Below are 24,119 nucleotides of genomic sequence, written 5' to 3'. Positions count from 1 at the left end.
GTGTCTGCGGTAGAGGGTCTGGCCAGTCAGCTCAAGCCCGGCAGAGGATGGGCCGAGCATCTGTCTGGGGAGTTCCGCCAACCCTACCTGGTGAAGCTGGCGGAGTTTCTGGCCGCCGAAGAGCAGGCGGGCAAGGTGATCTATCCGGCCCGCCACCACTGCTTTAACGCGCTGAACAGTACACCGCTGGATCAGGTGGCGGTAGTGATCCTTGGCCAGGACCCCTACCACGGCCCCGGCCAAGCCCACGGCTTGTGTTTCAGTGTACGCCCGGGCGTACCCTTGCCCCCATCGCTGGTGAACATCTTCAAGGAACTGGAGTCAGACGTCGGTGCCATCCGGCCGGATCACGGCTGTCTTCAGCCATGGGCGGAGCAGGGCGTCTTGCTGCTCAACAGCGTCCTAACCGTAACCCAGGGTCAGGCTGGCGCGCATCAGGGCCGGGGCTGGGAAGTGTTTACCGACAGGGTAATAGAGACAGTGAACCGGGAGCGGGAGGGGGTAGTGTTCATCCTTTGGGGCAGCTATGCCCGAAAAAAGGGGTTGGCCATCGACCGCAACCGCCACCATGTGCTGGAGGGTCCGCACCCGTCCCCTCTGAGCGCCTACCGTGGGTTTTTCGGCTGCCGCCACTTCTCACAAACGAATCAGCTGCTTAGGAGGGAAGGGCGGACACCGATCGAATGGCAGCTCCCTTCTGAGGACCGGTTGCTGGCCCGCTACCAAAACGTCGAAAAGAGCTCTGTCTGAACCGTTTTACTTGAGCAGTGCCATGGCTGCTTCCATTTCGGCATTCAGGTCTTCCTCCTCACTCATGTCGAGTTCCGGGTCGAGTCCCAGACGACCAAATGCTGTGACTGTGTTCCAGTTCATCTCGGTCAGAGGGTGACCGGTGCCGGCCAGCAGCTGGAGGTTGGCCACGGTAACCAGGTCCGCGTAGTCCACCTGTGGTAGCTCACGCTGGTAGCGAGTGTATTCCAGCGGAACCTGCTGAAGATCGGACGGGAAATCCCATTTCTTCAGAATACGGGCCCCAATCTGTGGATGCAGTTCGTCAATGACGTTGTCCAGCATGATGCTGCTGATCTGGATGTCCTGATCCTCCACGTAGCGCAGAATCGGGAGAACACCAATCAGGTGTACAAGTCCGGCTAGCGTGGCCTGGTCCGGCTTGAGCTTGGTGTAATGCTGGGCCAGTACATGACAGATACCGGCAACCTCGGTGCTGGTCTGCCAGGTTGAGCGCAGGCGTTTATCGACCATGTCGGAGGTGGCCTGGAACATCTGTTCCATAGCGAGGCCCATGGCAAGATTACTGGTATAGGACATACCCAGGCGGCTGACCGCCATGTTCAGGTTTTCAATCTGGCGCGCGCCACGGAAAAGCGGGCTGTTACAGACACGAATCAGGCGTGCGGACAAGGCCGTGTCCGTACTGATGACCTTGACCAGATCCAGTATCGATGAATCCTCAGACTCTGCAATTTCCCGAACCTGAAGCGCCGCCTCAGGCAGCGTGGGCAGCACCAGCTTGTCGTTCTCGATAGCGGTGATGAGGTCGGTCTTGATAGTCTCGGCAATCGTCGACATGATTTGTCAGGATCCAGGCAGTTTATGAATGGTCGTACCCGCTATTTATAGCAAAAACTCCTGCTTGTGCCTGTCAACTTATGTATCTGCCGTCGCCCCACCATCACGTTCTGTAACGATGTAGGGCAGCGGTAGCAGGGCCACTGGCGTGTCGGTGTCACCCAACGTAAGAGATGAATTCACGCTGTCGTGGCGCAGCACCGCCAGCATCTCGACCGAGCCATCGGGTAGGCTTACTGCATTGACGACTTCACCCGCAGGACGGCTTTCTGCCATGACCGGGGTTCCGCTCGCCGGCGCGGTCTCGCGGGACTCGGCTCTCAAGCGGAACAGGCTTTTCTTTAGCTGTCCGAGGAAATGCATGCGGGCAATAACTTCCTGTCCGGTGTAGCAGCCCTTATTGAAATGGAGGCCGTCCAGGTGCTGCCAGTTCAGCATCTGGGGCACATACTTCTCCCGGGTCTCCGGATCAAGGGCGGCAACGCCAGCGGCGATTTCCGAGGCACGCCACTGGCTTTGTGTCCCCTGGCGCTCGGGAGTAAAGACGTCTGCCAGTGCCTCATCAAGTGGCTCCAGTTGCCAGAACTCAAAGCGGGAAAGGCCCTCGGCGGTATCTTGGGTGCGGATGAGGCGGTGGTTGCCCAGGCTCATGGTCGCCCCCGCCCGATCAAGTTTATGCGCAGCCCCCGACTGCAGTGCTTCAGCCAGGGGTGTCCCGATAATGCCCAGTAAACGGCCATCGGGTTCAACGCTCATTTCAGTGCCACGAAAGAGCATCAGGTATTTGTTCAGATGCGAGAGTATGGGGTCTGCTGACGATGCCGGCAGGTTGAAAAGGATGTCGTCACCATGCCTGACCAGGCGGACAAGGGCAAACGCCCGACCTTTGGGAGTTGCTGCCGCAGCGCGGGGGGAATTGTTGGCCGTGACATCGTCCAGGTTCTGACTGAACTGGCCATGAAGGAACTTGTCTGTTCCCGGTCCCGAAACCCTCACAAGGACCTGGTCCTGTAGCTCGATCCAGGCGCCGTCTGGGTTTGAGGCTTCGGACTTTGAAAAGTCGGCTGCGGACATGGGCGTCTCCGTGGTGGACTCGGTGGTCTTTGTGGCTCGCGGAAAACTCAGGCAGGAGCTTTCGGACCCGAAGGCGGGGCCAGCCTGAGCCAGACCCGTAAGCGGCGACAATCGTCGGCGGGTACATTGCCCGCCAACCTTCCACTAGCGCCTGATGCATAGATGACCACCAATGGTGGCTTTACAGTGGAGCCTTCAAGGGTCAGTTTCAAGAGCCCGAGCCCACCGAACAGGCGACTTTCGGACGCTGGCAGCGCAGCAAACCGACGGCCATCGGCCAGCTGAGCCTGAAGGAAACCTTCCTTTACGGTGAGCCTGACCACGGAATGAGGGGATCTTAGCAGGCCGCTCACAGCGGTTTGCCATCCGGCTCCCAGCAGCGCCAGTGGGCTTATCAGCCAGAGCCAGGGTGCCTGGAGCGAGCCCAGGGCGGCCGCTGCAACCGTAAGCACAAGCCAGGGCGCAGCGGCAATCAGCCCAGCACCAAGGCATGGCTCAAGCGTCAGATCAATCCGGCTGGACACGGGTAATGATCATGTCGACGATGCGCTGCAACTCCGGGTCATCGGGCTGGTCCCTTTGCATGAACCATTGCCACATGTCGGCATCTTCACAGGCAAGGAGTTTCTTGTACAGGGCCTGGTCGCTTTCAGGCAGTGTGCGATAGACCTGCTCCAGGAAGGGTAGGAGCAGTACATCCAGCTCCAGCATGCCGCGGCGACTGTGCCACCAGAGGCGGTTGAACTCGGTTTTTTCGTCCATCAGGTTCTCGCTTGTTGCTCGGTATGGGAATCAGCCAATGCGCGACGTTCAGGGCGATTGGGTCCGGAAACTGGTGGGAACCAGAACGGTATCCCGGGCCTCGTGCAGCAGGCCGGGAAAATCAAGAGTGTAATGCAGGCCACGACTTTCCCGGCGCTGGAGTGCCGAGCATATGATCAGGTCCGCGACGGTCACCAGGTTGCGCAGCTCCAGCAGGTCACTGGAAACCCGGTAATTGCTGTAGAACTCGCCAATCTCACGGTCCAGCAGGTCAATGCGATGCTTGGCCCTCTGGAGTCGTTTCGTTGTCCGCACAATGCCGACGTAATCCCACATGAAGTGCCGCAGCTCATCCCAGTTGTGGGAGATGACCACGTCTTCATCCGAGTCCCGAACCTGGGACTCATCCCAGTCCGGCGCTGGTGGAGGCGACGGAACGTCAGCACTTCGGGCAGTGATGTCCCTGGCTGCAGCCTGGCCATACACCAGGCACTCAAGCAGGGAGTTACTGGCCATGCGGTTGGCCCCATGAAGCCCGGTGAAGGCCGCCTCGCCAACAACATAGAGCTGGTTGATATCGCTGCGGGCCCGACTGTCGGTCTTAATGCCGCCGCAGGTGTAATGAGCTGCCGGCACCACCGGTATGGGTTGGCTGGTCATGTCTATGCCAAACTCAAGGCACTTTTCGTAAATAGTCGGGAAGTGCTCTTTGATAAAGGCCGCAGGTTTGTGGCTGATATCAAGATACAGGTGATCCGCACCCAGCCGCTTCATTTCATGGTCGATGGCCCGGGCGACAATGTCCCTGGGGGCAAGCTCTGCGCGACTGTCGAACCGGTCCATGAAGCGTGACCCGTCGGGTAGCAGCAGGTGTCCGCCTTCCCCCCGGAGCGCCTCGGTAATAAGGAAGGACTTGGCATGGGGATGATAGAGACAGGTCGGGTGAAACTGGTTGAATTCCATGTTGACCGCCCGACAGCCAGCGCGCCAGGCCATGGCTATGCCATCTCCTGAGGCTCCGTCCGGGTTGCTCGTATAGCGATAGGCTTTGCTCGCACCTCCCGTGGCCAACACCACGAAGCGGGCCCGGAACAGCTCAACATGACTGTCCTTGAGGTTGAGTACATAGGCCCCGACACATCGGTTGCCTGGTAAAGCCAGCTTACGGTTTGTGATAAGGTCAACTGCAACCCGGGAATCCAGCAGGTCGACATTTTTTCGGGCCGCGGCCTGGCCTGTAAGTGTGCTTGAAACCGCATGTCCGGTGGCATCGGCTGCATGGATGATGCGCCGGTGGCTGTGCCCGCCCTCGCGGGTGAGGTGCAACTGGGCATTCTCGTCCCGGGTGAAGGCGACACCGCTGTCGACGAGCCATTCAATGCTTTCGCGGCCATGCTCAACGGTGAATCTGACGGCGTCTTCATGGCACAGGCCAGCGCCGGCTGCCAGCGTGTCCTGAATATGGTCTTCCAGTGAATCATCGCTGTCGAGCACAGCGGCGATTCCGCCCTGCGCCCAGAGCGTTGCGCCGCTGGAGATTTCACCTTTACTGATTACCGCTACACTGAGATGCTCCGGTAGATTGAGTGCAACCGTGAGGCCGGCAGCGCCGCTGCCAATGATCAGGACATCGTATTCGTAAGACTGTGGCATCGGATGGTTATCGCAGGCCATAATGTGGACGTGTATTGAACTAAACTTTGTGTCTGCTGTCTATTTGGAAGCACGTAGAGGCCGAAAGCGGAACTGGCTCTGCAGTAACTCCAGAACTGATATGGCAGCGTAATGACACTGAGCAATCTAGCGATTCCAGGCCGAGAGGCCGTCATCTACGCAAGGCCCTTCATTTCTTCCATGACTGCTGATTCTGAACAGAGTCCGGATACCACGGCAGAAAGCCAGACCGATCTGCAGCTTGTACGCAAGGTCCAACGTGGCGAGAAATCCGCTTTCGATCTGCTGGTTATCAAATACCAGTCGCGGGTTGCTGCCATTATCGGACGTTATGTATACGACAGTCAGGAAGTCATGGACCTTACCCAGGAAGCTTTTGTCAAAGCTTACCGGGCAATCGACAGGTTCCGTGGCGATAGTGCCTTTTATACCTGGCTCTACAGAATCGCAGTGAATACAGCCAAGAATTTCCTCGACGCCCGCAACCGCCGGCCCCAGGGCTCTGCAGACTCTTCGGAGGCGGAGAACTTCGAGGAAGGAGGAAGGCTCCGGGACACTGCCACGCCGGAGCGTCTGCTTCAGCGCGAGCAGTTGCAGGACGCTTTACGCCAAGCGATCGGCACGCTTCCGGAGGAGCTGAGGTCGGCGTTTCTTCTGCGTGAGTACGACGGTTTAAGCTACGACGATATAGCACGAATACTCGAATGCCCCATAGGTACCGTCAGATCGAGAATCTTCCGGGCCAGGGAATCGGTGGACCGGCAGCTCGGCCCCTTACTGGAGAATTTGTGATGAAGGGCATCTCATTATTTGACGCACCTGAGGGTGAGAGAGGTTGTAACTGATGGACGAGCGTCTCAAAGAAACCCTGTCTGCAATGATGGACGACCAGGCCGACGAGCTATCCGTTCGACGCCTGCTGTCCCATGGGGATCATGGCGATATCCGGGATCAGTGGCGCCGGTGGCAGCAAGTCCGTGATCTGATGCATGACCGGGTATCGCCTGTGGTGGATGTCAGCTCCCGTGTGCGGGAATCCCTTGTCGACGGAGCGGCGCCAAAAAGCGCGCCTGCTCGCGGAAGACTCGTAACCGCAAGCGGCCGGGCCTGGCACTGGACCGGTGCTGCCGCGGTTGCCCTAGCCTTGGCAGTTGGATTCGGGGCGGGTGCGGGCTGGGATGCGTCAGAACCAGACACACCGGTTGTTGCCGGGGCGGTATCTGCCACTTCAAGCGGCAACGAGTCGGAGATTCCAGAGGTGGCTTTGCAGGGACTCAACGAGGAACAATGGGAACATTTGAGCAGGTATCTGCTCGAACATGCCCAGCACAGTAGTGTTGGTTCAGGCAGTGGCTCCATGGGTTATGCCCGGCTTGCCAGCGTTTCCGGCCCTGTCGGTCAGACCCACTGAGACGCTATGAATAAAAGCACGATGATGCCTTTCTCGCACAGTCTCCAGCCTCTGCTTGCAGTGGTGCTTGCAGCCCTGTTTGCGTTACCTGCTTATGCTGATCAGCCCGAGACCGCGGAACAGTGGCTACAGAAGCTGGCGTCGGCGATGAGTCTGAGCGCATACCGGGGAGTGTTTGTGTACGCCCGGGGCGAGCAGGTCAACTCTATGCAAATAGCCCACCGCTTTCACGATGGTGAGGTTCAGGAGCGCCTTGTTCAGCTTGATGGTGAATCAGGTGAGATCGTCAGGAAAGGGGAGCGAATTTTCTGTGTTCTACCTGACCATGGCCGTGTAAAACTCGATCAGATCATTGCGTCCGGACCCTTTGCCGAGCCGTTTACCAGGGACCTGGCTCCGGACGGCCGCTGGTACCAGGCTTCACTGATGGACGAAAGCCGGGTCGCTGGCCACGAAACGGTCGGGGTGGCGCTGGATGCCCGCGATGAGCACCGCTACAGTTATCGGCTCTGGCTGGAGAAGGGCTCAGGACTGTTGGTCAAGAGTCACGTCCAGACAGTCGACGGTAAGGTATTGGAGCGGTTTCAGTTTACCACTCTGGAATTAGTTGATGGGCTTCCTGATAGTGAATTCGAGCTTCAGTCCCAGGGCCCTGAAGTGGAGCGCCGGTTGCATACGGTAGCGGGCGACGAACGCGGTCGCCTTGAGGGCTGGCATTTGAACTGGCGTCCGGACGGATTTTCACCCTCCGCTGTGCCCCGGTCCGGCAACAAGCAGGCGGTCGCATTCTCTGACGGTCTGGCAACCTTTTCAGTATTTGTGGAGTCTGTTGGAACCCTGGTTATGCCCACCGGGGCCTCCAGAATTGGCGCCACCACCGCCTACATGCGCTATGTCAAGGCAGAGGACCAGGGTTTTTTGGTGACAGTGGTCGGGGAAATTCCTCCGGCGACCGCTATGCGTGTGGCCGAGTCGGTGGAAGTTGACAGCAGCCTCAGTACCCGGCCGCAGGCCGAGACCCATGATAACTGAGCGCGGACGGATCGTTGCCCTCAAGGGACGGCAGGCATGGGTGCAGACAATCCGTGAGAGTGCCTGCCAGAGCTGCAGCGCGAGAGCGGCGTGTGGGCAGAAAGTGCTGGCGAGCGTTTCATCGGGTCGGGCCAATCAGGTGCTGGTGAGCAATACGGTTGGTGCTGAAGTCGGAGATGAAGTGACCCTTGCCATAGCAGAAACCGCCTTGTTGAAAGCCTCGCTGCTGGTCTATGCCCTGCCGCTGTTGTTGCTCGTAATCGGAGCCCTTGCCGGCCAGATGATGTTCCCTGGGTCAGAGGCCCCTGCCATCATAGGCGCGGTTCTGGGGTTGGGCTTAGGTTTCTGGTCTGCCCACGCTCTGCAACATCGCCAGGGGGCTGATTGGAGGCCGAAGCTGTTAAACATATGCTCAGGCGCTGAGGCGACAACCAACCATTGAAATCTGATCGTTATATGACCATCTAGTAAGGAGGTTTTGCCGCGACCCGGGTCGCCATCTCAGCAAGCCGGTTGCCTGGTTATTGTCTTATTTCGAAGGGAACTTACAGGTTAAGGGGAACGATATGTCGGTTTTCATTTCCAGCCGTCCGTCAATGGCGGCGTACGTGAAAAGGCAGGGGGGCGTCACCGCTTTTCTGCTAGCCATGCTGATCGCGGCTATGCCCCTCGGGGCAGCGGATCTGCCGGACTTCACCGGACTGGTGAAAGATAACGCAGACGCGGTCGTCAACATCAGCACCACCCAGGAACGTCCGCAACGTACAAGTAACATGCCTTTCGACCAGCGCCAGTTGGAGCAATTGCCAGAATTTTTTCAGGAATTTTTCCGCGGGCCCAATTCCCCTTTCGGTCAGGGCGCTCCGGGTCGCTCCCAGCCAGTGACATCAATGGGGTCAGGTTTCATTGTGTCAAAAGACGGTTATGTTCTGACCAATAACCATGTGGTTGAAGGCGCAGATGAGATTATCGTGCGACTCAATGATCGCCGGGAAATGCCAGCCGAGCTTGTCGGCACTGACCCTAGATCCGATATGGCGGTGCTGAAGATAAATGATGAGGAAGACCTGCCGGTTGTTCGCATAGGTGAATCCGACGGCCTCGAACCTGGCGAGTGGGTCTTCGCCATCGGGTCTCCGTTTGGCTTCGATTACACGGTTACGGCCGGGATCGTCAGTGCGGTAGGGCGTGCCCTGCCCAGCGAAAACTACGTCCCTTTTATTCAGACCGATGTGGCCATCAACCCCGGTAATTCAGGGGGGCCCCTGTTCAACCTGGAAGGCAAGGTGGTTGGAATCAACTCCCAGATCTATACCCGTTCCGGAGGATTCATGGGGGTTTCCTTTGCCATACCCATCGACGAGGCGATGAATGTCTTTCAACAGATCCGTGATGAAGGTTCGGTGGCAAGGGGCTGGCTGGGCGTGTTGATTCAGGAGGTGAATCGTGATCTTGCTGAAAGCTTCGGTCTCAGCCGGCCCAGGGGCGCCCTGGTAGCGGAAGTGATTCCGGATTCACCAGCTGCAGATGCGGGCCTAAAGGCGGGCGATATCGTGCTCGAATACAATGGCAAGACAATCAATCTGTCCTCCGACCTGCCACCCATGGTCGGCACCACGCAGGTGGGCAAGACCGCAGAGCTTAAAGTTCTTCGGGAAGGCAAGACCATGAATATTGATGTTGAAATTGAGCGTCTGCCGGGCGATGAAGACCAGGCCCAGGCAACAGAGCAGCAGCCTGGCACCCAGAGTGGACCGCTAGGTCTGCAGGTGGAGCCCCTGACGGACGAGATCAAGGAAGCGATGGAGGTAGAACATGGGGTATTGGTCGCCAACGTTAGCCAGGGTCCTGCCTTGAAAGCTGGCGTCAGGCCCAATGACATCATTACGGAACTCAATCGCAAAGAAATTCGTTCAGTAGAGGACTTTCGAAAAGCGGCGACTGATTTGCCAGAAGACAAGGCCGTCTCTGTGCGAGTGGTTCGCGAAGGAAGAGCGACCTATCTGGTTATGAAGCCGTAATCATAGCTCTGCCAGGTTTCCATTTATGGGACCGGTTGCTTGAAAAGAACCCGTCTGTCGCCAAAGGCGCGAGAGACGGGTTTTTTGCTATATACTCACGGGTCTAATAAGAGCAGGCCACGGATTGGATTAACAACAACACCATGATGAATAAAAAAGATGTGCCGCTCAGGCAGCTTTTCCGGTTTCGCAATGCCCGCCTGGCCTGGCTGCTTCTGTTCGCGGGCCTGCTAATCACCTATGCGCTCTGGCATCTTTCTATCCGGATGGTGGAGGATGGCGCAGAGGCCCGCTTCAGTACCCAATCCCTGCAATTGAAGACCGCCGTGGAAGAGCGGTTGCTGAACTACGAGCAGGTTCTTGCCGGAAGCGCGGGCCTGTTTGCGGTCAAGGAAGACGTTACACGTGAGGAATGGCGTCATTATGTCAACCGCGTGCAGATTGACCGCTACTACCCGGGCATCCAGGGCATTGGTTATGCCCGACGGGTAACCAGCAGCGAGGTTGGCGAACATATTGAGACCTCGCGCAGCCAGGGCCTGGCGGACTATCTGGTCTACCCGGTCGGAGAGCGTCTGGAGTACTTCCCGATTGTGTTCCTTGAGCCGATGAGTCCGCGAAATCGGCGTGCTTTCGGATTTGACATGTTTGGTGATGCCGAGCGCCGGGCTGCCATGGAGCGGGCCCGGGATACAGCACTCCCCACCATGACCGGCAAGGTGGTGCTGGTCCAAGAGAACGTTGACGAGGATCAGGCTGCATTCCTGATGTATCTGCCGGTGTACGAGGGCGTTAGTGTGCCTGGAACCATAAGCGAGCGTCGCCGGGCGCTCGAGGGCTTCGTCTACAGTGCATTTCGGATGAACAATCTTGTAGATGGTATCGTCGGTCTTATTTCTCCCTTCCTCGATGTGCGCATCTACGACGGCAATGAAGTCCAGCCCGGTGCCCTGATGTATGGCTCGAACCTGGGCTCCCTGGACGATCTCTATACCTTCGAAATGAACCAGAGCATTGAGCATGGGGGGCGGCACTGGCTTCTGCAGACCCGCAGTACGCCTGCCTTTGATTACCTTGCCTCGGACCCCAGGCCACAGATTGTACTGGGCGCCGGTTTGCTGGTCAGTCTGCTGCTATTTGCCTTCGCCTTGTCATTGCTCCGGTCACGTCTCATGGCGCAGGTAAACGCAGGGCGTTACCGGGCTATCACCGAAGGCGCCAGCAACGTAACCATGGTGCTGGATAGCAAGGGCAGGCTCCGTTATGCCAGTCCTTCCTGTGAGCCTATTTTGGGCTTCGATCCCCAGAAAGTTCAGGAGTATGAGCTGGAGGACCTACTGCATGGCGACGATTGGCCGGCGTTCCAGGCCAGTTTCGACCAGGCGCTCAGCACCCCTGGGCGGACGGTACCGGTCTTAAGGGCGCGGGTACGGGACGCAAACGGTGACTGGCGTGACATGGAGGGTAGTTGCATCGCCATGCTGGATGAGCCCGGCGTTAACGGCGTTGTGCTGAGCTTGCGGGACCTTACCGAGCTGAAGGCAGCGCAGTCCGAGCTTCACCGGCTGGCCTTTTATGATCCTCTCACCGGACTTGCTAATCGGCAGCTGTTCCGTGACCGTCTTGCGCACACGGTTCGTCGCAGCCGTCGCACAGGCGAGCCCGCTGCGCTTATGTTTCTGGATCTGGACGGGTTCAAGCGGATTAACGACACCCTGGGCCACGATGCCGGTGACACCCTGCTTGAGCACGTGGCACGATGGCTGATCGGGTGTGTTCGTGAAGAGGACTCGGTGGCACGGCTTGGTGGCGATGAATTCGTGGTCCTGCTGTCCAGTACCAGTGGCCCCGACGCTGCGGCGAAGGTGGCCGACACCATTCTCAGGCGGTTACGCCAGAGGATCCGCCTCAATGAGCATGAGGTGGGTGTTACGGTCAGTCTCGGCATAACCATGATACCCCACGACAGCGAAGATACCGGCGCTTTGATGAAGTACGCCGATCTTGCCATGTACAAGGCCAAGGAGCGGGGGCGCAACAATTACCAGTTCTTCACGCCTGCCATGAATATTCAGGCAGCACGCCGGCTGGCCCAACAGGAAGAGCTGGCGGCAGCGTTGGAAGCCGACCGGTTTGTACTCCACTACCAGCCCAAGTTTGACCTGGCGGATGACAGGGTTGTGGGCGTGGAAGCTTTCCTGCGTTGGCAGCACCCGGAAAAAGGCCTGATTCCCGCTCAGCAGTTCATCTCTCTGGCAGAAGAGTCCGGGTTGATCATCCTGCTGGGAGAGGTGGCGCTGCGACAGGCTTGTATCCAGATCCAGGCTCTGGAAAGAGCAGGCTTCGAGAACCTGCGCGTGGCGGTGAATTTTTCGGTCAAGCAGCTGGTGGATCCTGCCTTCCTGGACATGTTTCGGCAGGTTGTTACCGAAACCGGGGTGGCGCCTGACCGTCTTGAGCTGGAAATGCCGGCTGAGCTGCTCAACCACGACCCCCGCCTTCTAAGGGAGGTGCTGGGCTCTCTGCACGACATTGGGGTGTGGCTGGTGCTTGATGACTTTGGTTCCGGCGCCTGTTCCATGGCGTCCCTGCAGCGACTGCCGCTGGATGCGGTCAAGATTGATCATTGTTTTATTCGCGACATTCCCTACAACAGCAGTGCCACGGACGTAACCTCGGCGGTGATCGCCCTGGCCCACAAACTGCACCTGACTGTCATTGCTGAGGGGGTGGAGACCGACGCCCAGCTGAGCTTCCTCAGGGCGGTAGGCTGTGCCCAGTGCCAGGGCAATCTGTTCAGTCAACCACTGGATGAAGATGCCCTGATCGGGTTCCTGGTCCGGCAACATGAGAAAGCGTTGATCTCGTGATCATGGCATTAGTCACTCACAACCGGTAAAATCATCCAGTTCAAATCTACGCTTGACCTGCCGCGTTGCCGGCCTGTCTGGAATAGCCCGTTGTCTTACGCGAGTATTTATTTTCTGTGACTGAACTGAGCCGCATCCGCAACTTTTCCATCATTGCCCACATTGACCATGGCAAATCCACCCTCGCAGATCGCTTCATCCAGATCTGTGGCGGCCTGAGCGAGCGCGAAATGGCGGAGCAGGTCCTGGACTCCATGGACCTTGAGCGCGAACGGGGCATCACCATCAAAGCCCAGAGTGTAACGCTCAACTACCGGTCCCGGGATGGTCATGACTACAAGCTCAACATGATCGATACCCCGGGACACGTGGATTTTTCCTATGAAGTCTCCCGTTCCCTGTACGCCTGCGAGGGAGCCCTGCTCGTCGTGGATGCCGGTCAGGGTGTGGAGGCCCAGTCGGTGGCCAACTGCTATACCGCCATAGAACAGGGCCTGGAAGTGGTGCCGGTACTCAACAAAATGGACTTGCCTCAGGCAGAGCCGGACCGGGTTGCCCAGGAGATCGAGGACATCATCGGCATTGAGGCAACCGCCGCTATCCGCTGCAGCGCCAAGAGTGGCATGGGCGTCGAGGACGTACTCGAGGACCTTATCCTGCGCGTGCCGCCTCCCACCGGAGATGTGGACGGGCCCCTGCAGGCACTGATTATCGACTCGTGGTTCGACAACTATCTGGGCGTCGTATCGCTTGTGCGGGTGAAGCAGGGCAGCCTGCGAAAAGGCGACAAGATCGTTATCAAGTCCACCGGGCGTGCCTGGAACGCCGACAAAGTGGGGATCTTTGCCCCGAAACCGACAGAAACCAAGGTGCTCGAGACCGGCGAAGTCGGCTTTATGGTGGCGGGCATCAAGGACATTCACGGTGCTCCGGTCGGCGATACCATTGTTCACCACAAGTTTGCCGGTGATACGGCGATGCTGCCCGGTTTCAAGAAGGTCAAGCCCCAGGTCTATGCCGGCCTGTTCCCGATTCAGGCTGAGGACTACAACGATTTCCGAGACGCGTTGGAAAAGCTGACCCTCAACGATGCCTCGCTGTTCTATGAACCTGAGACCTCCGATGCCCTCGGCTTCGGGTTCCGCTGTGGTTTTCTGGGCATGCTTCACATGGAGATTATCCAGGAGCGGCTCGAACGCGAATACGATATTGACCTGATCACGACGGCGCCCACGGTAATCTACGAGGTGGTCACCAAGCAGGGCGAAGTGCTGACCGTGGACAGCCCGTCGAAACTGCCTGATATCGGCTCCATTGAAGAAATGCGCGAACCCATTGTGGAGGCCAATATCCTTGTACCCCAGGAGCATCTGGGTAACGTCATTGCCCTGTGTGAAGAGAAACGGGGCGTACAGAAGAACATGCATTTTTTGGCCAACCAGGTGCAGTTGACCTATGAACTGCCCATGGCGGAGGTAGTTCTGGACTTCTTTGACCGCATCAAGTCTGCCAGTCGGGGCTTCGCATCGCTGGATTATCATTTCAAACGCTTCCAGACGGCCAACCTTGTGCGTCTCGATGTCTTGATCAACCAGGAGCGGGTCGATGCCCTGGCACTGATTGTGCACCGGGAGCAGGCTCACCATCGGGGCCGCGCCCTGGTGGAAAAAATGAAAGAGCTGATTCCGCGGCAGATGTTCGACATAGCGATCCAGGCTGCTATCGGCAATCAGGTGGTTTCTAGGGTTACCGTGAAAGCTCTGCGCAAGAACGTCACAGCGAAGTGCTACGGTGGCGATGTCAGCCGTAAAAAGAAGCTGCTTCAGAAACAGAAAGCCGGTAAAAAACGGATGAAACAAGTGGGTAATGTCGAGGTGCCTCAGGAGGCGTTCCTTGCCGTACTTAAAGTCGATAACTAGGGCGCTTTGATGGACATTGATTTCCCATTGATCCTTGTGGTTCTGACCTTTGCAACAGGTCTGGTCTGGCTTGCGGACAGGCTGTTTCTCAGGCCTCGCAGGCTGTCAGCGGCCCAGCCATCAGGGGCGGTAGCCAGCGGCACGGGTCAGACTCAGGCGGAAACTCTGGAAGAGCCGAAGGAGCCGTATCTGGTTGACCTGAGCCGTTCTTTCTTTCCGGTTCTGCTGGTGGTGCTGGTCTTACGATCGTTCCTGGTGGAGCCCTTCCAGATCCCCTCCGGTTCCATGCTGCCGACCCTGGAAGTGGGTGACTTTATACTGGTCAACAAGTTCGCCTATGGACTGCGATTGCCCGTTGCCGGAACCAAAATCGTGGATATCGGCGATCCTGAACGTGGCGACGTCATGGTGTTCAAGTACCCCAAAGACGGCGAAACCAACTATATTAAGCGCGTGGTCGGGCTTCCAGGGGACCAGGTACGTTATCAGAACAAGACCTTGTTTATTAATGGCGAGCAGGTGGATACCGAATTTGTCGCCAGCCTGCCGCCGGTGGAATTGCACCGGGAAGACCTTGGCGATACGGAGCATGAAATTTTTCTGACCATGGGCCAATTCAGCGGCGTCGGCGAGGGCGAGTGGGTTGTTCCAGAAGGTGAGTACTTTGTCATGGGCGACAACCGGGACAACTCCAATGACAGTCGTTTCTGGGGTACGGTGCCTGACCAACTGGTGGTAGGCAGAGCCTTTGCCATCTGGATGCACTGGGAGTCTTTAACAAGCCTGCCGAGCTTTGGCCGGGTAGGAACGATTGAGTAGTGTCAGGCCTGTCAGAACTGATTATCAAGGGAATCAACCAATGAAAAAGAACAAAACCTCCCTGGCCGGCTTTCGCAAGCAGGCCGGAGCCTCGACACTGGGCATACTGGTGGCGGTGCTGTTTTTCGGCAGTCTGCTCACCCTGGCTATCAAGCTCGGCCCCATCTATCTTGATGACCTCACCATCCAGGAGGCGCTCGAGGGTCTGGATGGCACCGACGGTCTCTCCGACATGACGCCCGGCAATGTCCGTAGCCTCATAAACAAACGGCTGAGCGTCAATAACGTTCGCGGCTTCGATGCCAAGAACATCAAGCTGGCGAAGGACGGCAATCTGGTGATCATAGATGTGGAATACGAAGTCAGAACCAGCATCATCAGCAATATCGATGCGGTGGTGTATTTTGACCACCACTACGAGATGACCGGCAAGTGACCGGTGTACCTGACCTGGACCAGCTCCAGCGCCGGCTCGGGTACCAGTTTCGCGAGCCTGAGCGACTGTTGCTGGCCTTGACCCATCGCAGCTTTGGCAACCAGAACAACGAGCGCCTCGAGTTTCTGGGTGACTCCATCGTCAACATGGTTATCGCAGAATATCTGTATGGCTGTTTTGAAGGTGCCCGTGAAGGTCAGTTGAGCCGGCTAAGGGCACGCATGGTCAAGGGTGTGACGCTGGCTGAAATTGGCCGCGAATTTGAACTCGGTCAGTACCTCAGGCTGGGGTCCGGTGAGCTCAAGAGTGGCGGGTACCGTCGCGATTCCATCCTGGCTGATGCGGTGGAGTCCATCATTGGCGCCATCTATCTGGACAGCGATTTCGAAACCTGCCGGACCCAGGTGCTGCGCTGGTTCGATGAGCGTTTGCAGAACCTCAACATTCAGGATACCCAGAAAGATCCCAAGACCAGGCTGCAGGAATACCTTCAGTCCCGGCAGTTTCCCTTACCCCAGTACGACGTCATTTCCGTTGAAGGTGAGGCCCACGCCCAGACATTCCATGTGTCCTGCGCCCTGTCATCACTGGACCGGACCACTACAGGCGTTGGCAGCAGCCGACGCATTGCCGAACAGCAAGCCGCCCGGAGTGCGCTCAAAGCTCTGGGCGTGGAGAGCGTTTAATGAACACCGACGTCACACAGCCGGAAAATCCCGACAGCCGCTGCGGTTTTGTCGCCATTGTCGGGCGCCCGAATGTGGGCAAGTCCACATTGCTCAATCATATTCTCGGCCAGAAGCTGAGCATCACGTCCCGCAAACCCCAGACCACCCGACATCAGGTACTGGGAATCAAGACCGAGGGGCCGGTGCAGGCGATCTATGTGGATACGCCTGGCATGCATGAGGAGGAGCCTCGGGCCCTCAACCGCTACATGAACCGTGCAGCCACATCCGCTTTAAAAGGTGTCGATGTTGTGGTTTTTGTAATTGACCAGACCCACTGGACCACCGCGGACGAGATGGTTCTCGACAAGCTGTCGAACGTACCGTGCCCGGTTATTCTCGCCATTAACAAAGTGGACAAGATCGAGAACCGGAATGTGCTGTTGCCGCATCTCGAGATGCTGTCGAAAAAGCGCGAGTTTGCAGAGGTCATTCCTCTCTCGGCACTGAAGGGCACCAACCTGGAACCTCTGGAAAAGTCCGTTAACCGGTTCTTGCCCCAGAGCGTGCATTTTTACCCTGATGACCAGATCACCGACCGCAGTGAACGCTTTCTCGCCGCCGAAATGGTGCGGGAGAAAATCACCCGGCAATTGGGCGCAGAACTGCCGTACTCGGTTGCTGTGGAGATCGAAGAGTTCCGCCGTGACGTCAAAACCTTGCATATTTCCGCCTTGATACTGGTGGAGCGGGAGGGCCAGAAAAAAATTGTCATAGGCGACAACGGCGAGCGCCTGCGAAGTATCGGCCAGGATGCCCGGATCGACATGGAGAGGCTTTTCGACAGCAAGGTCATGCTACGGCTCTGGGTCAAGGTGAAGCGGGGCTGGGCTGACAGCGAGCGCGCCCTGAAAAGTCTTGGAATGAACGACTTCTGATATGCCTGTGACCGGGTCGGTTCAACAGGAGCCCGCCTATGTCCTGCACCGCAGGCTCTACCGTGAGACCAGCCTTCTGGTCGATGTATTTGCCCTCAACGCTGGCAGAATCAGCGTCATCGCCCGCGGCGCCAACTCCGCCAGAAGCCCACTGAAAGCGCAGTTGCAGCCCTTCCAGCCGCTTTTGCTGGACTGGCAGGGCCGCAGTGAGCTCAAGACCCTCACCCAGACCGAAGTGCGTCCGGGCCCTGTACTTGGCCAGACCCGGGCGCTCTACAGCGGCCTTTATATCAACGAATTGCTCCAGCGTATCCTTCCTGCCGGGGACCCCCAGCCAGAGCTCTTTGCTGCTTATATTGAAACCCTCCATGCCCTTGAGCAGAATCTGGAACTGGAGCCGATCCTGCGCCGGTTCGAGTTTGCCTTTGCCCGTGCCATGGGTCTCGATTTTGACTGGGGTGAGGCCATGGATACCGGTGACCCGGTGCAGGCGGGCGGCTTCTACGGCTATGATCCGGAGCAGGGTATTGTGACCGAATCCGTGGCCGGTACCCGCCTTACCCGTCTGCCTGGGCGGGTGCTTCTGGACATAGCCGAGGGTGACCTTGATACGCCCGAGTGCCGCCGTCTGGCCAAACGTGTCATGCGGATTCTCATCGATCATTTAATGCAGGGCCGGCCACTTAATAGCCGGGCCCTGTTCAGTCAGGATTAGTCAGGATTAAAGGAGCACATCATGAACCCTAGAGTACTGCTCGGCGTCAACATCGACCATGTCGCCACCCTTCGCCAGACCCGTGGCACCCGATATCCGGACCCGGTCCAGGCCGCTCTGCTGGCAGAAGAGGCGGGCGCCGACGGCATCACACTGCATCCACGGGAGGACCGCCGTCATATCCAGGACCGCGATGTGCTGATGTTGAGGGAAATGCTCAATACCAAGATGAACCTGGAAATGGCAGTGACCGATGCCATGCTGGCCTTTGCCGAGCAGGTCCGGCCCCAATGCGTATGCCTGGTCCCCGAGAAGCGTGAAGAGTTGACCACCGAAGGCGGCCTGGATGTGGAAGGCCAGGAAACACGTATTGCCAAAGCCTGTGAGCGTCTGGCCCGGATTGGCGCCGAAGTCTCCCTGTTCATCGACCCTAACCCGGCCCAGATTGATGCTGCCGTGCGGTGTGGCGCCCCTGTCATAGAGTTGCATACCGGCGAGTACGCTGAAGCAGATGCGCCAGAATCCGTTGAAGCCACCTTCGGCACACTGGCCGAGGCCGTCGCCTATGCCAGACGCAAGGGCCTCATCGTCAATGCAGGCCATGGCTTGAACTACCACAACACGGAACGCGTCGCGGCTATTGCAGGGATAAATGAGCTGAATATCGGACACGCCATTATCGCCCGGGCTGTGTTTACCGGCCTCAAAGAAGCCGTGCGGGACATGCGGGCCATACTGGACAGCGCCCGGCGGCCGGAGTTTTAACCCCGGCTCGCGGGCCAGGCTTGTTGATCAGCTATTGCGATCGCTGAGCGCGCGTCCATACTCCCTGAACAGGCTGTGCCAGTCAGTCTGTTCACCCCAGATCTCCAGACGCTCGATAGCAGCAATGAGTCGGTTTTTGCGGCCTTCCAGGTCTGGTACCGACCGCTTCAGCCCGGCCTCCAGATGCTCGGCCACATGACGCAGTTCAGGGACACCACAGTATCGGGTGGCGCCATGGAGCTTGTGGACCACCTCCAGCATGACGGCCAGGTCGTTTTTCTCCCAGTTCGACCGTATGGCGCGCAGATCACCCTGAAGCTGCTCTAAAAGCATGCTGAAGAGCTCTTCTGCCAGGTCCGTTTTCCCAGCCGCCAGTCGCACACTTTCTTCCACATCCACGCAGGGTTGTTGTTGCTCGCGGGTGGATGGCCGTGCCGCTCGGCGGGTATCCCGCAACTCCGGCAGTGCGGGGACGTGGCCCACAGTGGCGGCGCAGTCGAAGCCGGTGTAGTCACGGATGGTGTCCATCAGCTGTTTGTTGCTGATCGGTTTGGCCAGGTAGCCGCTGAAGCCCTCCTGCATCAACCGTTCCTGCTCGTCGGCCAGGGCGTGGGCGGTGAGGGCAATGACCGGCATCTCCCGGTTCTGTCCGTCCAGGTTGCGCAGGCGCTCAGTGGTTTCGATCCCATCCATGCCCGGCATCTGGAGGTCCATGAAAACAAGGTCGAAGGCTTGCTGTCGGGCTTTGCTCAGGGCTTCAAAGCCGCTAGCCGCGCCTTCAGCACGGACATTGCAGTCCCGCAGCAGGGTCAGTACCAGTTTGAGGTTGGCTTCGTTATCATCGACTGCCAGAATCCGGGGGGCTGCGAGCAGACCTCCTCCGTCGGTCTGGAATGTAAGCGCTTCATGGGCCTCGGCCGTGTTGATGCCGTGAACGAGCATCAGGAGTTCATCGTAAAGCGCTTCGCGACACACCGGTTTGGTAATGTGGCCACTGGCAAACCCTGACAGGGTCATGTCGTGGGTATCCAGTGTGGGTGTTAGTAGCAGGGTGCGGCAGTCCCGGTCAATTTCCAGGTTGTGGAGCAGTTCCCGGTATAGGGTTGAGTTGAGCAGATGCCGGGTTATGCCCACCATGGCGACACCGTAACCCGCCTGGTTCCGCTGCGCTGCTTCCACCCGTTCCAGCAGCTCCGCAGGGGTACTGGCTTTATCCACCCCAATACCCCACTCCTTGAGCAGGTGCTCCACCGCAAGGCCGGTGGTTTTCTGGTGTTCGAGATAAATAACCCGTTCGCCCTTCAGCGCGTCCCGGGGCTCGGGGGCTTCACCACCGGGGGTTATTTCCGAGCAGAGGGTGAACCAGAAGGTGGAGCCGTGCCCCAGTTCGCTTTCCAGCCCGATTTTGCCCCCCATTTCCTCCACCAGCCGCTTTGATATGACCAGACCAAGCCCGGTGCCGCCGTATTGACGGGCAGTGGACGCATCGGCCTGGCTAAAAGCATTGAAAAGAGATTGTTGCTGGGCCCGGGAGAGGCCAACACCGGAGTCGGTTATGCTCAACCTCAGGGTGACCCGGTTTGCGTCGGAGTCCTGGTCTTCCAGACTGACGCGCAGGACCACCTCCCCGGTCTGCGTGAACTTGATGGCGTTGTTGACCAGGTTGGTAATGACCTGCTTGACCCGCAGCGGGTCGCCCACGACATTGTCGGGCACATCACGGTAAACCAGCGGCACCAGGTCCAGGTTCTTGCTGTGAGCCGATGGTGCAAGCATCACCATGACGTCTTCGATAATATCCCTGAGCTGGAAAGGCACCCGATCGAGGATGAGTTTGCCCGCTTCAATTTTCGAAAAGTCCAGAATGTCATTGATGATCGTGAGCAGAATTTCCGAGGACTTGCGGATGGTGTTGAGGTGGTCCCGTTGTTGTTTGGGTAGGGGGCTTTTCAGTAGCAGCTCAGTGAAGCCAATGATGCCATTCAGTGGCGTACGGATTTCGTGGGACATGTTGGCCAGGAACTCCGACTTGATGCGGCTCGCTTCCAGGGCTTCCTTGCGAGCAAAGTCCAGTTCGATGTTCTGGATCTCGATGGTTTCCAGGGTTTCCCGGAGGTCTTCAGTGGCCTGCTCAATATTCTGCTGCATCTCTGCCTGAGCGTCGCTGAGCTCTTCGGCCATGGCATTGAGGCCAGACTCCAGCTGCTCAAATTCGGGGCCTGCACGGGTATGCACGCGTGTGTCCAGCTTGCCTTCCTTGAGCCTGGCCACTGCCATATTGAGCTCATACACCGGGTGGGTAATAGACCGGCTCATGCGCATGGCGATCAACAAGTTAAGCCCTACACCCGCCAGTACCAGCAACAGGCTGATGAGCATGGCCTTGTAGGTTTCCTTCTCGGTGCTCAGGTGGGACATCTCGACCGCGACCCAGCCAATAGGTTCCGCCGGGCCAAGGCCGGAACTGCCGGATTCGAACTCCAGGACACTGTCCAGCATAAGGTCACGGAGGAAAATCGGTGCAAGGAAGACCGTGCTGTCCGCCAGTTGTCTACGGCTGGGCCCGGTAGGGTCCAGGGCGGCTTTGTCCAGCGGTCGCGCAGTGCGGGGGCCGGTATGAAGAAGGCGCTCGTGGCTGGCGTTGTAAAAACTCAGGGAGCGCACATCCTGCTCTTCCAGCAGAGAACTGGACAGGCTGTTCAGAAGGCTCCGGTTCGCGGTAGCCATGCCGTATTCGGCGGCAGCGGATAGCTGGCGGGAGAGCGAATCGCCCCGGTCCCTGAGCAGCTGCTCAATGTTACTGACCCAGCTGTAGGTAAAGAACAGGCCCAGCATCAGGGTGGTCAGGAGAGTAGGGACCAGTGTCACTACCAGTACTTTTTTTCGAATGCCCCACCGACGCATGACCTGGTTCCTGAGTTCGCCCGTCGTTAACGACGCCTGATATACCCCATGGTCATTTTGATAGCGGTAAGCTGTATTGGGACACGGTTGGGGTTACGCGTATGATGCGATGCCAGAGTGTATCATAGGGAGCATTACGAGATTCACCACTCCCTTTGTTGGATGCCAGAGCGAGGACAGTTATGCATTTCCCCACCATTGAGGACCACGTCGGCCACACGCCCCTGGTGCGCCTGCAGCGGCTGCCAGGCCAGACCAGTAATGTCATTCTGGCGAAGCTGGAAGGTAATAATCCCGCCGGCTCCGTCAAGGACCGTCCCGCCATCTCCATGATCCAGGAGGCCGAACGCCGAGGTGATATCAAGCCAGGGGACACCCTGATTGAAGCCACCAGCGGTAATACCGGCATTGCGCTGGCCATGGCAGCGGCCATAAAAGGCTATCGCATGGTGCTCATCATGCCCGCCCACATGAGCGAGGAGCGCCGGGCGTCCATGCGCGCCTATGGGGCCGAGCTTGTCAGCGTGAGCAAGGAGGAGGGCATGGAGGGCGCCCGGGATCTGGCAGACCGAATGCAGGCCGAAGGTAAAGGCTACGTTCTGGACCAGTTCGGCAACCAGGACAACCCGCTGGCCCACTACCGCACAACCGGCCCGGAAATATGGGAGCAGACCGGCGGTCGGGTTACCCACTTCGTGAGCTCAATGGGCACAACGGGCACCATCATGGGCGTTTCCCGTTACCTCAAGGAGCGCAATCCGGACATCCAGATTATCGGTCTCCAGCCCCGGGAAGGGGCCTCAATACCCGGCATCCGGCGCTGGCCGGAAGCCTACCTGCCAAAAATATTTGACGCCGCCCGGGTCGATCAGGTGATCGACATCGGCCAGCAGGAAGCGGAAGAAACCATGCGGGCCCTGGCCAAGAAAGAGGGTATATTTGCCGGCGTTTCGTCCGGTGGTTCCGTGGCGGCGGCGCTGCAGCTGTCGGCACAGGTTGAAAACGCGGTTATCGTGGCCATCATTTGTGACCGGGGTGACCGCTACCTGTCCACCGGAGTTTTTCCTACCGCCTGATGCGGCCGTGATCCAGTATGAATGAGAGCAGATTATGACCAGACGACGCAGGAAAAGCCTGCCGGCCGAGCCGGTCCGGTGCGTCATTGAAAAGCTGAGCCACGACGGCCGGGGCATTGCGTACAAAGAAGGCAAGATCCAGTTTGTGGATGGCGCCTTGCCAGGTGAGACCGTGGTCGCAAAAGTGATCGGTTCCCGTAGCAAGTTTGATGAGCTGCGTACGCTGGAGGTCATCGAGCGGGCCCCTGAACGGGTTGAGCCTCCCTGTGCCTTTGCCGACCTCTGCGGAGGCTGCAGCCTCCAGCATATGGGCAGTGACGCCCAGATCCAGTTCAAGGAAACGACACTGCGGGAGAACTTTGCCCACTTCGGGGGCACCGAGCCTGAAGCCTGGGAGCCACCCATGCGCTCACCCTCGCTTGCGTACCGGCGCAAGGCGCGCCTTGGGGTCAGGTTTGTGCCCAAGCGGGACTCGGTTCTGGTGGGCTTCCGGGAGAAGCGCAACAGTTTCCTCACCGACATTACCCGCTGTGAGGTGCTCGATGCCAGAATCGGCGACCGCATTACTGGCCTGCGCGAACTGCTCTACACCCTTGAGGCCCACAGCAGTATTCCCCAGGTAGAGGTGGCCTGCGGAGACGATGATGCGGCACTGGTTTTCCGCAACATGGAGCCTCTCAGCGATAAAGATCAGGAGCGCCTGATTGAGTTCGGCAAGGCCCATAACTTGCATATTTATCTTCAGCCCAAGGGTCCCGATACCGTCTACCGTATCTGGCCCACCGATGGGGAAGAGCGCCTGAGTTACCGGTTGGACAGCTTTGACCTGACCCTGAAGTTTCATCCCATGGACTTCACCCAGGTCAATGCACAGATCAATCAGGAGATGGTAAAAAAAGCGCTGGACTGGCTGGACGTTCAGCCCGGCGAGCGGGTGCTCGACCTGTTCTGTGGTCTTGGCAATTTCACTCTGCCACTGGCCCGCAATGCCGGCCATGTGGTTGGTGTCGAGGGCGACGAAGCCATGGTCGTGCGTGGCCGGGAAAATGCAGCCCTGAACGACCTGGACAATGTCACCTTCCATGGTGCCAACCTGCAGGGCGACTTTACCTCCGAGCCCTGGGCCCGCGAAGGCTTTGACAGAATCCTTATTGATCCACCAAGGTCCGGCGCCCAGGAAATCTGTGAGTACCTGCCAGCGTTCGGGGCTCAACGCATTGTCTACGTATCCTGTAATCCGGCCACCCTGGCGAGGGATGCCGGCGTGCTGGTCAGCAAGGGTTACCGCCTGGTCAGGGCGGGGGTGATGGATATGTTCCCCCACACCACCCATGTGGAGTCCATCGCCCTGTTCGAACGGGGCAAGAAGTAGAACCGGATATGGGACAGATCAGTCTGACAATTTTGGGGAACAATCAAGTGATCAGGTTGTCAGCGCAGCACAC

Annotated in this window: 22 protein-coding genes; 16 read left to right on the top strand and 6 right to left on the bottom strand. The window is 58.3% G+C overall.

What is annotated here, in order from left to right; all coding sequences use genetic code 11:
* Window positions 1–750 carry a uracil-DNA glycosylase gene (gene ung, locus G7W63_RS00630; protein WP_166251580.1) on the top strand — a complete coding sequence of 250 codons (750 nt, stop codon included), beginning with the start codon at window positions 1–3 and terminating at the stop codon, window positions 748–750.
* A 6-nt stretch (window positions 751–756) separates the two neighbouring features.
* Here ung and G7W63_RS00625 read toward each other — a convergent pair whose 3' ends face one another.
* The 5 genes from G7W63_RS00625 to nadB all read right to left on the bottom strand — a co-directional run bounded on the left by G7W63_RS00625 (window position 757) and on the right by nadB (window position 5,079).
* Complete coding sequence (locus G7W63_RS00625) at window positions 757–1,590, bottom strand: HDOD domain-containing protein (RefSeq protein ID WP_166251577.1); 834 nt, start codon at window positions 1,588–1,590, stop codon at window positions 757–759.
* A 78-nt stretch (window positions 1,591–1,668) separates the two neighbouring features.
* Window positions 1,669–2,664 (bottom strand): CAF17-like 4Fe-4S cluster assembly/insertion protein YgfZ, encoded by a 996-nt coding sequence (gene ygfZ / locus G7W63_RS00620; RefSeq protein ID WP_166251574.1) that lies wholly within the window; start codon window positions 2,662–2,664, stop codon window positions 1,669–1,671.
* A 47-nt stretch (window positions 2,665–2,711) separates the two neighbouring features.
* A complete protein-coding gene (locus G7W63_RS00615; RefSeq protein ID WP_166251571.1) occupies window positions 2,712–3,188 on the bottom strand; it encodes a hypothetical protein in 477 nt (158 codons plus the stop codon).
* Window positions 3,172–3,426 (bottom strand): FAD assembly factor SdhE, encoded by a 255-nt coding sequence (locus tag G7W63_RS00610; RefSeq protein WP_166251568.1) that lies wholly within the window; start codon window positions 3,424–3,426, stop codon window positions 3,172–3,174. The genes G7W63_RS00615 and G7W63_RS00610 overlap by 17 nt, the downstream gene beginning before the upstream one ends.
* A 48-nt stretch (window positions 3,427–3,474) precedes the next feature.
* Entirely contained in the window at window positions 3,475–5,079 is a 1,605-nt protein-coding gene (nadB, locus tag G7W63_RS00605; RefSeq protein WP_207308850.1) for an L-aspartate oxidase, read from the bottom strand.
* Between the two features lie 132 nt (window positions 5,080–5,211).
* Here nadB and rpoE point away from each other — a divergent pair, with 132 nt between their 5' ends.
* The 13 genes from rpoE (at window position 5,212) to pdxJ (ending at window position 18,694) form a co-directional block, all read left to right on the top strand.
* Window positions 5,212–5,892: an RNA polymerase sigma factor RpoE gene (gene rpoE, locus G7W63_RS00600; RefSeq protein ID WP_341273673.1), complete on the top strand. Its 681-nt coding sequence runs from the start codon at window positions 5,212–5,214 to the stop codon at window positions 5,890–5,892.
* A 52-nt stretch (window positions 5,893–5,944) separates the two neighbouring features.
* Window positions 5,945–6,511 (top strand): sigma-E factor negative regulatory protein, encoded by a 567-nt coding sequence (locus G7W63_RS00595; protein WP_166251563.1) that lies wholly within the window; start codon window positions 5,945–5,947, stop codon window positions 6,509–6,511.
* A gap of 6 nt (window positions 6,512–6,517) precedes the next feature.
* On the top strand, window positions 6,518–7,543 hold the full coding sequence (locus G7W63_RS00590; RefSeq protein WP_242634262.1) for a MucB/RseB C-terminal domain-containing protein: 1,026 nt from the start codon (window positions 6,518–6,520) through the stop codon (window positions 7,541–7,543).
* Window positions 7,533–7,985: a SoxR reducing system RseC family protein gene (locus G7W63_RS00585; protein ID WP_166251560.1), complete on the top strand. Its 453-nt coding sequence runs from the start codon at window positions 7,533–7,535 to the stop codon at window positions 7,983–7,985. Before G7W63_RS00590 ends, G7W63_RS00585 begins: the two co-directional genes overlap by 11 nt.
* A 154-nt stretch (window positions 7,986–8,139) precedes the next feature.
* The gene (locus G7W63_RS00580) at window positions 8,140–9,564 is read left to right on the top strand and encodes a DegQ family serine endoprotease (RefSeq protein WP_423202264.1); all 1,425 of its coding nucleotides are present in this window, start codon (window positions 8,140–8,142) and stop codon (window positions 9,562–9,564) included.
* A 143-nt stretch (window positions 9,565–9,707) separates the two neighbouring features.
* A complete protein-coding gene (locus G7W63_RS00575; RefSeq protein ID WP_166251554.1) occupies window positions 9,708–12,434 on the top strand; it encodes a bifunctional diguanylate cyclase/phosphodiesterase in 2,727 nt (908 codons plus the stop codon).
* A gap of 116 nt (window positions 12,435–12,550) precedes the next feature.
* Complete coding sequence (gene lepA / locus G7W63_RS00570; protein WP_166251551.1) at window positions 12,551–14,353, top strand: translation elongation factor 4; 1,803 nt, start codon at window positions 12,551–12,553, stop codon at window positions 14,351–14,353.
* Window positions 14,354–14,362: 9 nt separating this feature from the next.
* Entirely contained in the window at window positions 14,363–15,172 is an 810-nt protein-coding gene (lepB, locus tag G7W63_RS00565) for a signal peptidase I (RefSeq protein WP_166251548.1), read from the top strand.
* 40 nt (window positions 15,173–15,212) lie between these two features.
* Window positions 15,213–15,608 (top strand): DUF4845 domain-containing protein, encoded by a 396-nt coding sequence (locus G7W63_RS00560; RefSeq protein ID WP_166251545.1) that lies wholly within the window; start codon window positions 15,213–15,215, stop codon window positions 15,606–15,608.
* Entirely contained in the window at window positions 15,605–16,294 is a 690-nt protein-coding gene (gene rnc, locus G7W63_RS00555; RefSeq protein WP_166251542.1) for a ribonuclease III, read from the top strand. Before G7W63_RS00560 ends, rnc begins: the two co-directional genes overlap by 4 nt.
* Window positions 16,294–17,214, top strand: a complete 921-nt coding sequence (gene era, locus G7W63_RS00550; protein ID WP_166251539.1) for a GTPase Era — start codon at window positions 16,294–16,296, stop codon at window positions 17,212–17,214. The genes rnc and era overlap by 1 nt, the downstream gene beginning before the upstream one ends.
* Before the next feature lie 7 nt (window positions 17,215–17,221).
* The gene (recO, locus tag G7W63_RS00545) at window positions 17,222–17,929 is read left to right on the top strand and encodes a DNA repair protein RecO (RefSeq protein WP_207308853.1); all 708 of its coding nucleotides are present in this window, start codon (window positions 17,222–17,224) and stop codon (window positions 17,927–17,929) included.
* A gap of 21 nt (window positions 17,930–17,950) precedes the next feature.
* Window positions 17,951–18,694 (top strand): pyridoxine 5'-phosphate synthase, encoded by a 744-nt coding sequence (gene pdxJ, locus G7W63_RS00540; protein WP_166251533.1) that lies wholly within the window; start codon window positions 17,951–17,953, stop codon window positions 18,692–18,694.
* Between the two features lie 27 nt (window positions 18,695–18,721).
* Here the strand turns inward: pdxJ and G7W63_RS00535 are convergent, their stop codons facing one another.
* Window positions 18,722–21,598: a response regulator gene (locus tag G7W63_RS00535; RefSeq protein WP_166251530.1), complete on the bottom strand. Its 2,877-nt coding sequence runs from the start codon at window positions 21,596–21,598 to the stop codon at window positions 18,722–18,724.
* Window positions 21,599–21,780: 182 nt separating this feature from the next.
* On the opposite strand from G7W63_RS00535, the gene cysM reads away from it, so the two are divergent.
* Both cysM and rlmD read left to right on the top strand, forming a co-directional pair.
* Window positions 21,781–22,674, top strand: coding sequence for a cysteine synthase CysM (cysM, locus tag G7W63_RS00530; RefSeq protein WP_166251527.1), 894 nt, complete (start codon window positions 21,781–21,783; stop codon window positions 22,672–22,674).
* Window positions 22,675–22,708: 34 nt separating this feature from the next.
* Complete coding sequence (gene rlmD / locus G7W63_RS00525; RefSeq protein ID WP_166251525.1) at window positions 22,709–24,046, top strand: 23S rRNA (uracil(1939)-C(5))-methyltransferase RlmD; 1,338 nt, start codon at window positions 22,709–22,711, stop codon at window positions 24,044–24,046.
* Window positions 24,047–24,119: the final 73 nt, after the last annotated feature.

The sequence above is a fragment of the Marinobacter salicampi genome, assembly GCF_011074795.1.
Classification (GTDB): Bacteria; Pseudomonadota; Gammaproteobacteria; order Pseudomonadales; family Oleiphilaceae; genus Marinobacter; species Marinobacter salicampi.
This window is presented reverse-complemented; position numbering and strand designations above follow the sequence as displayed.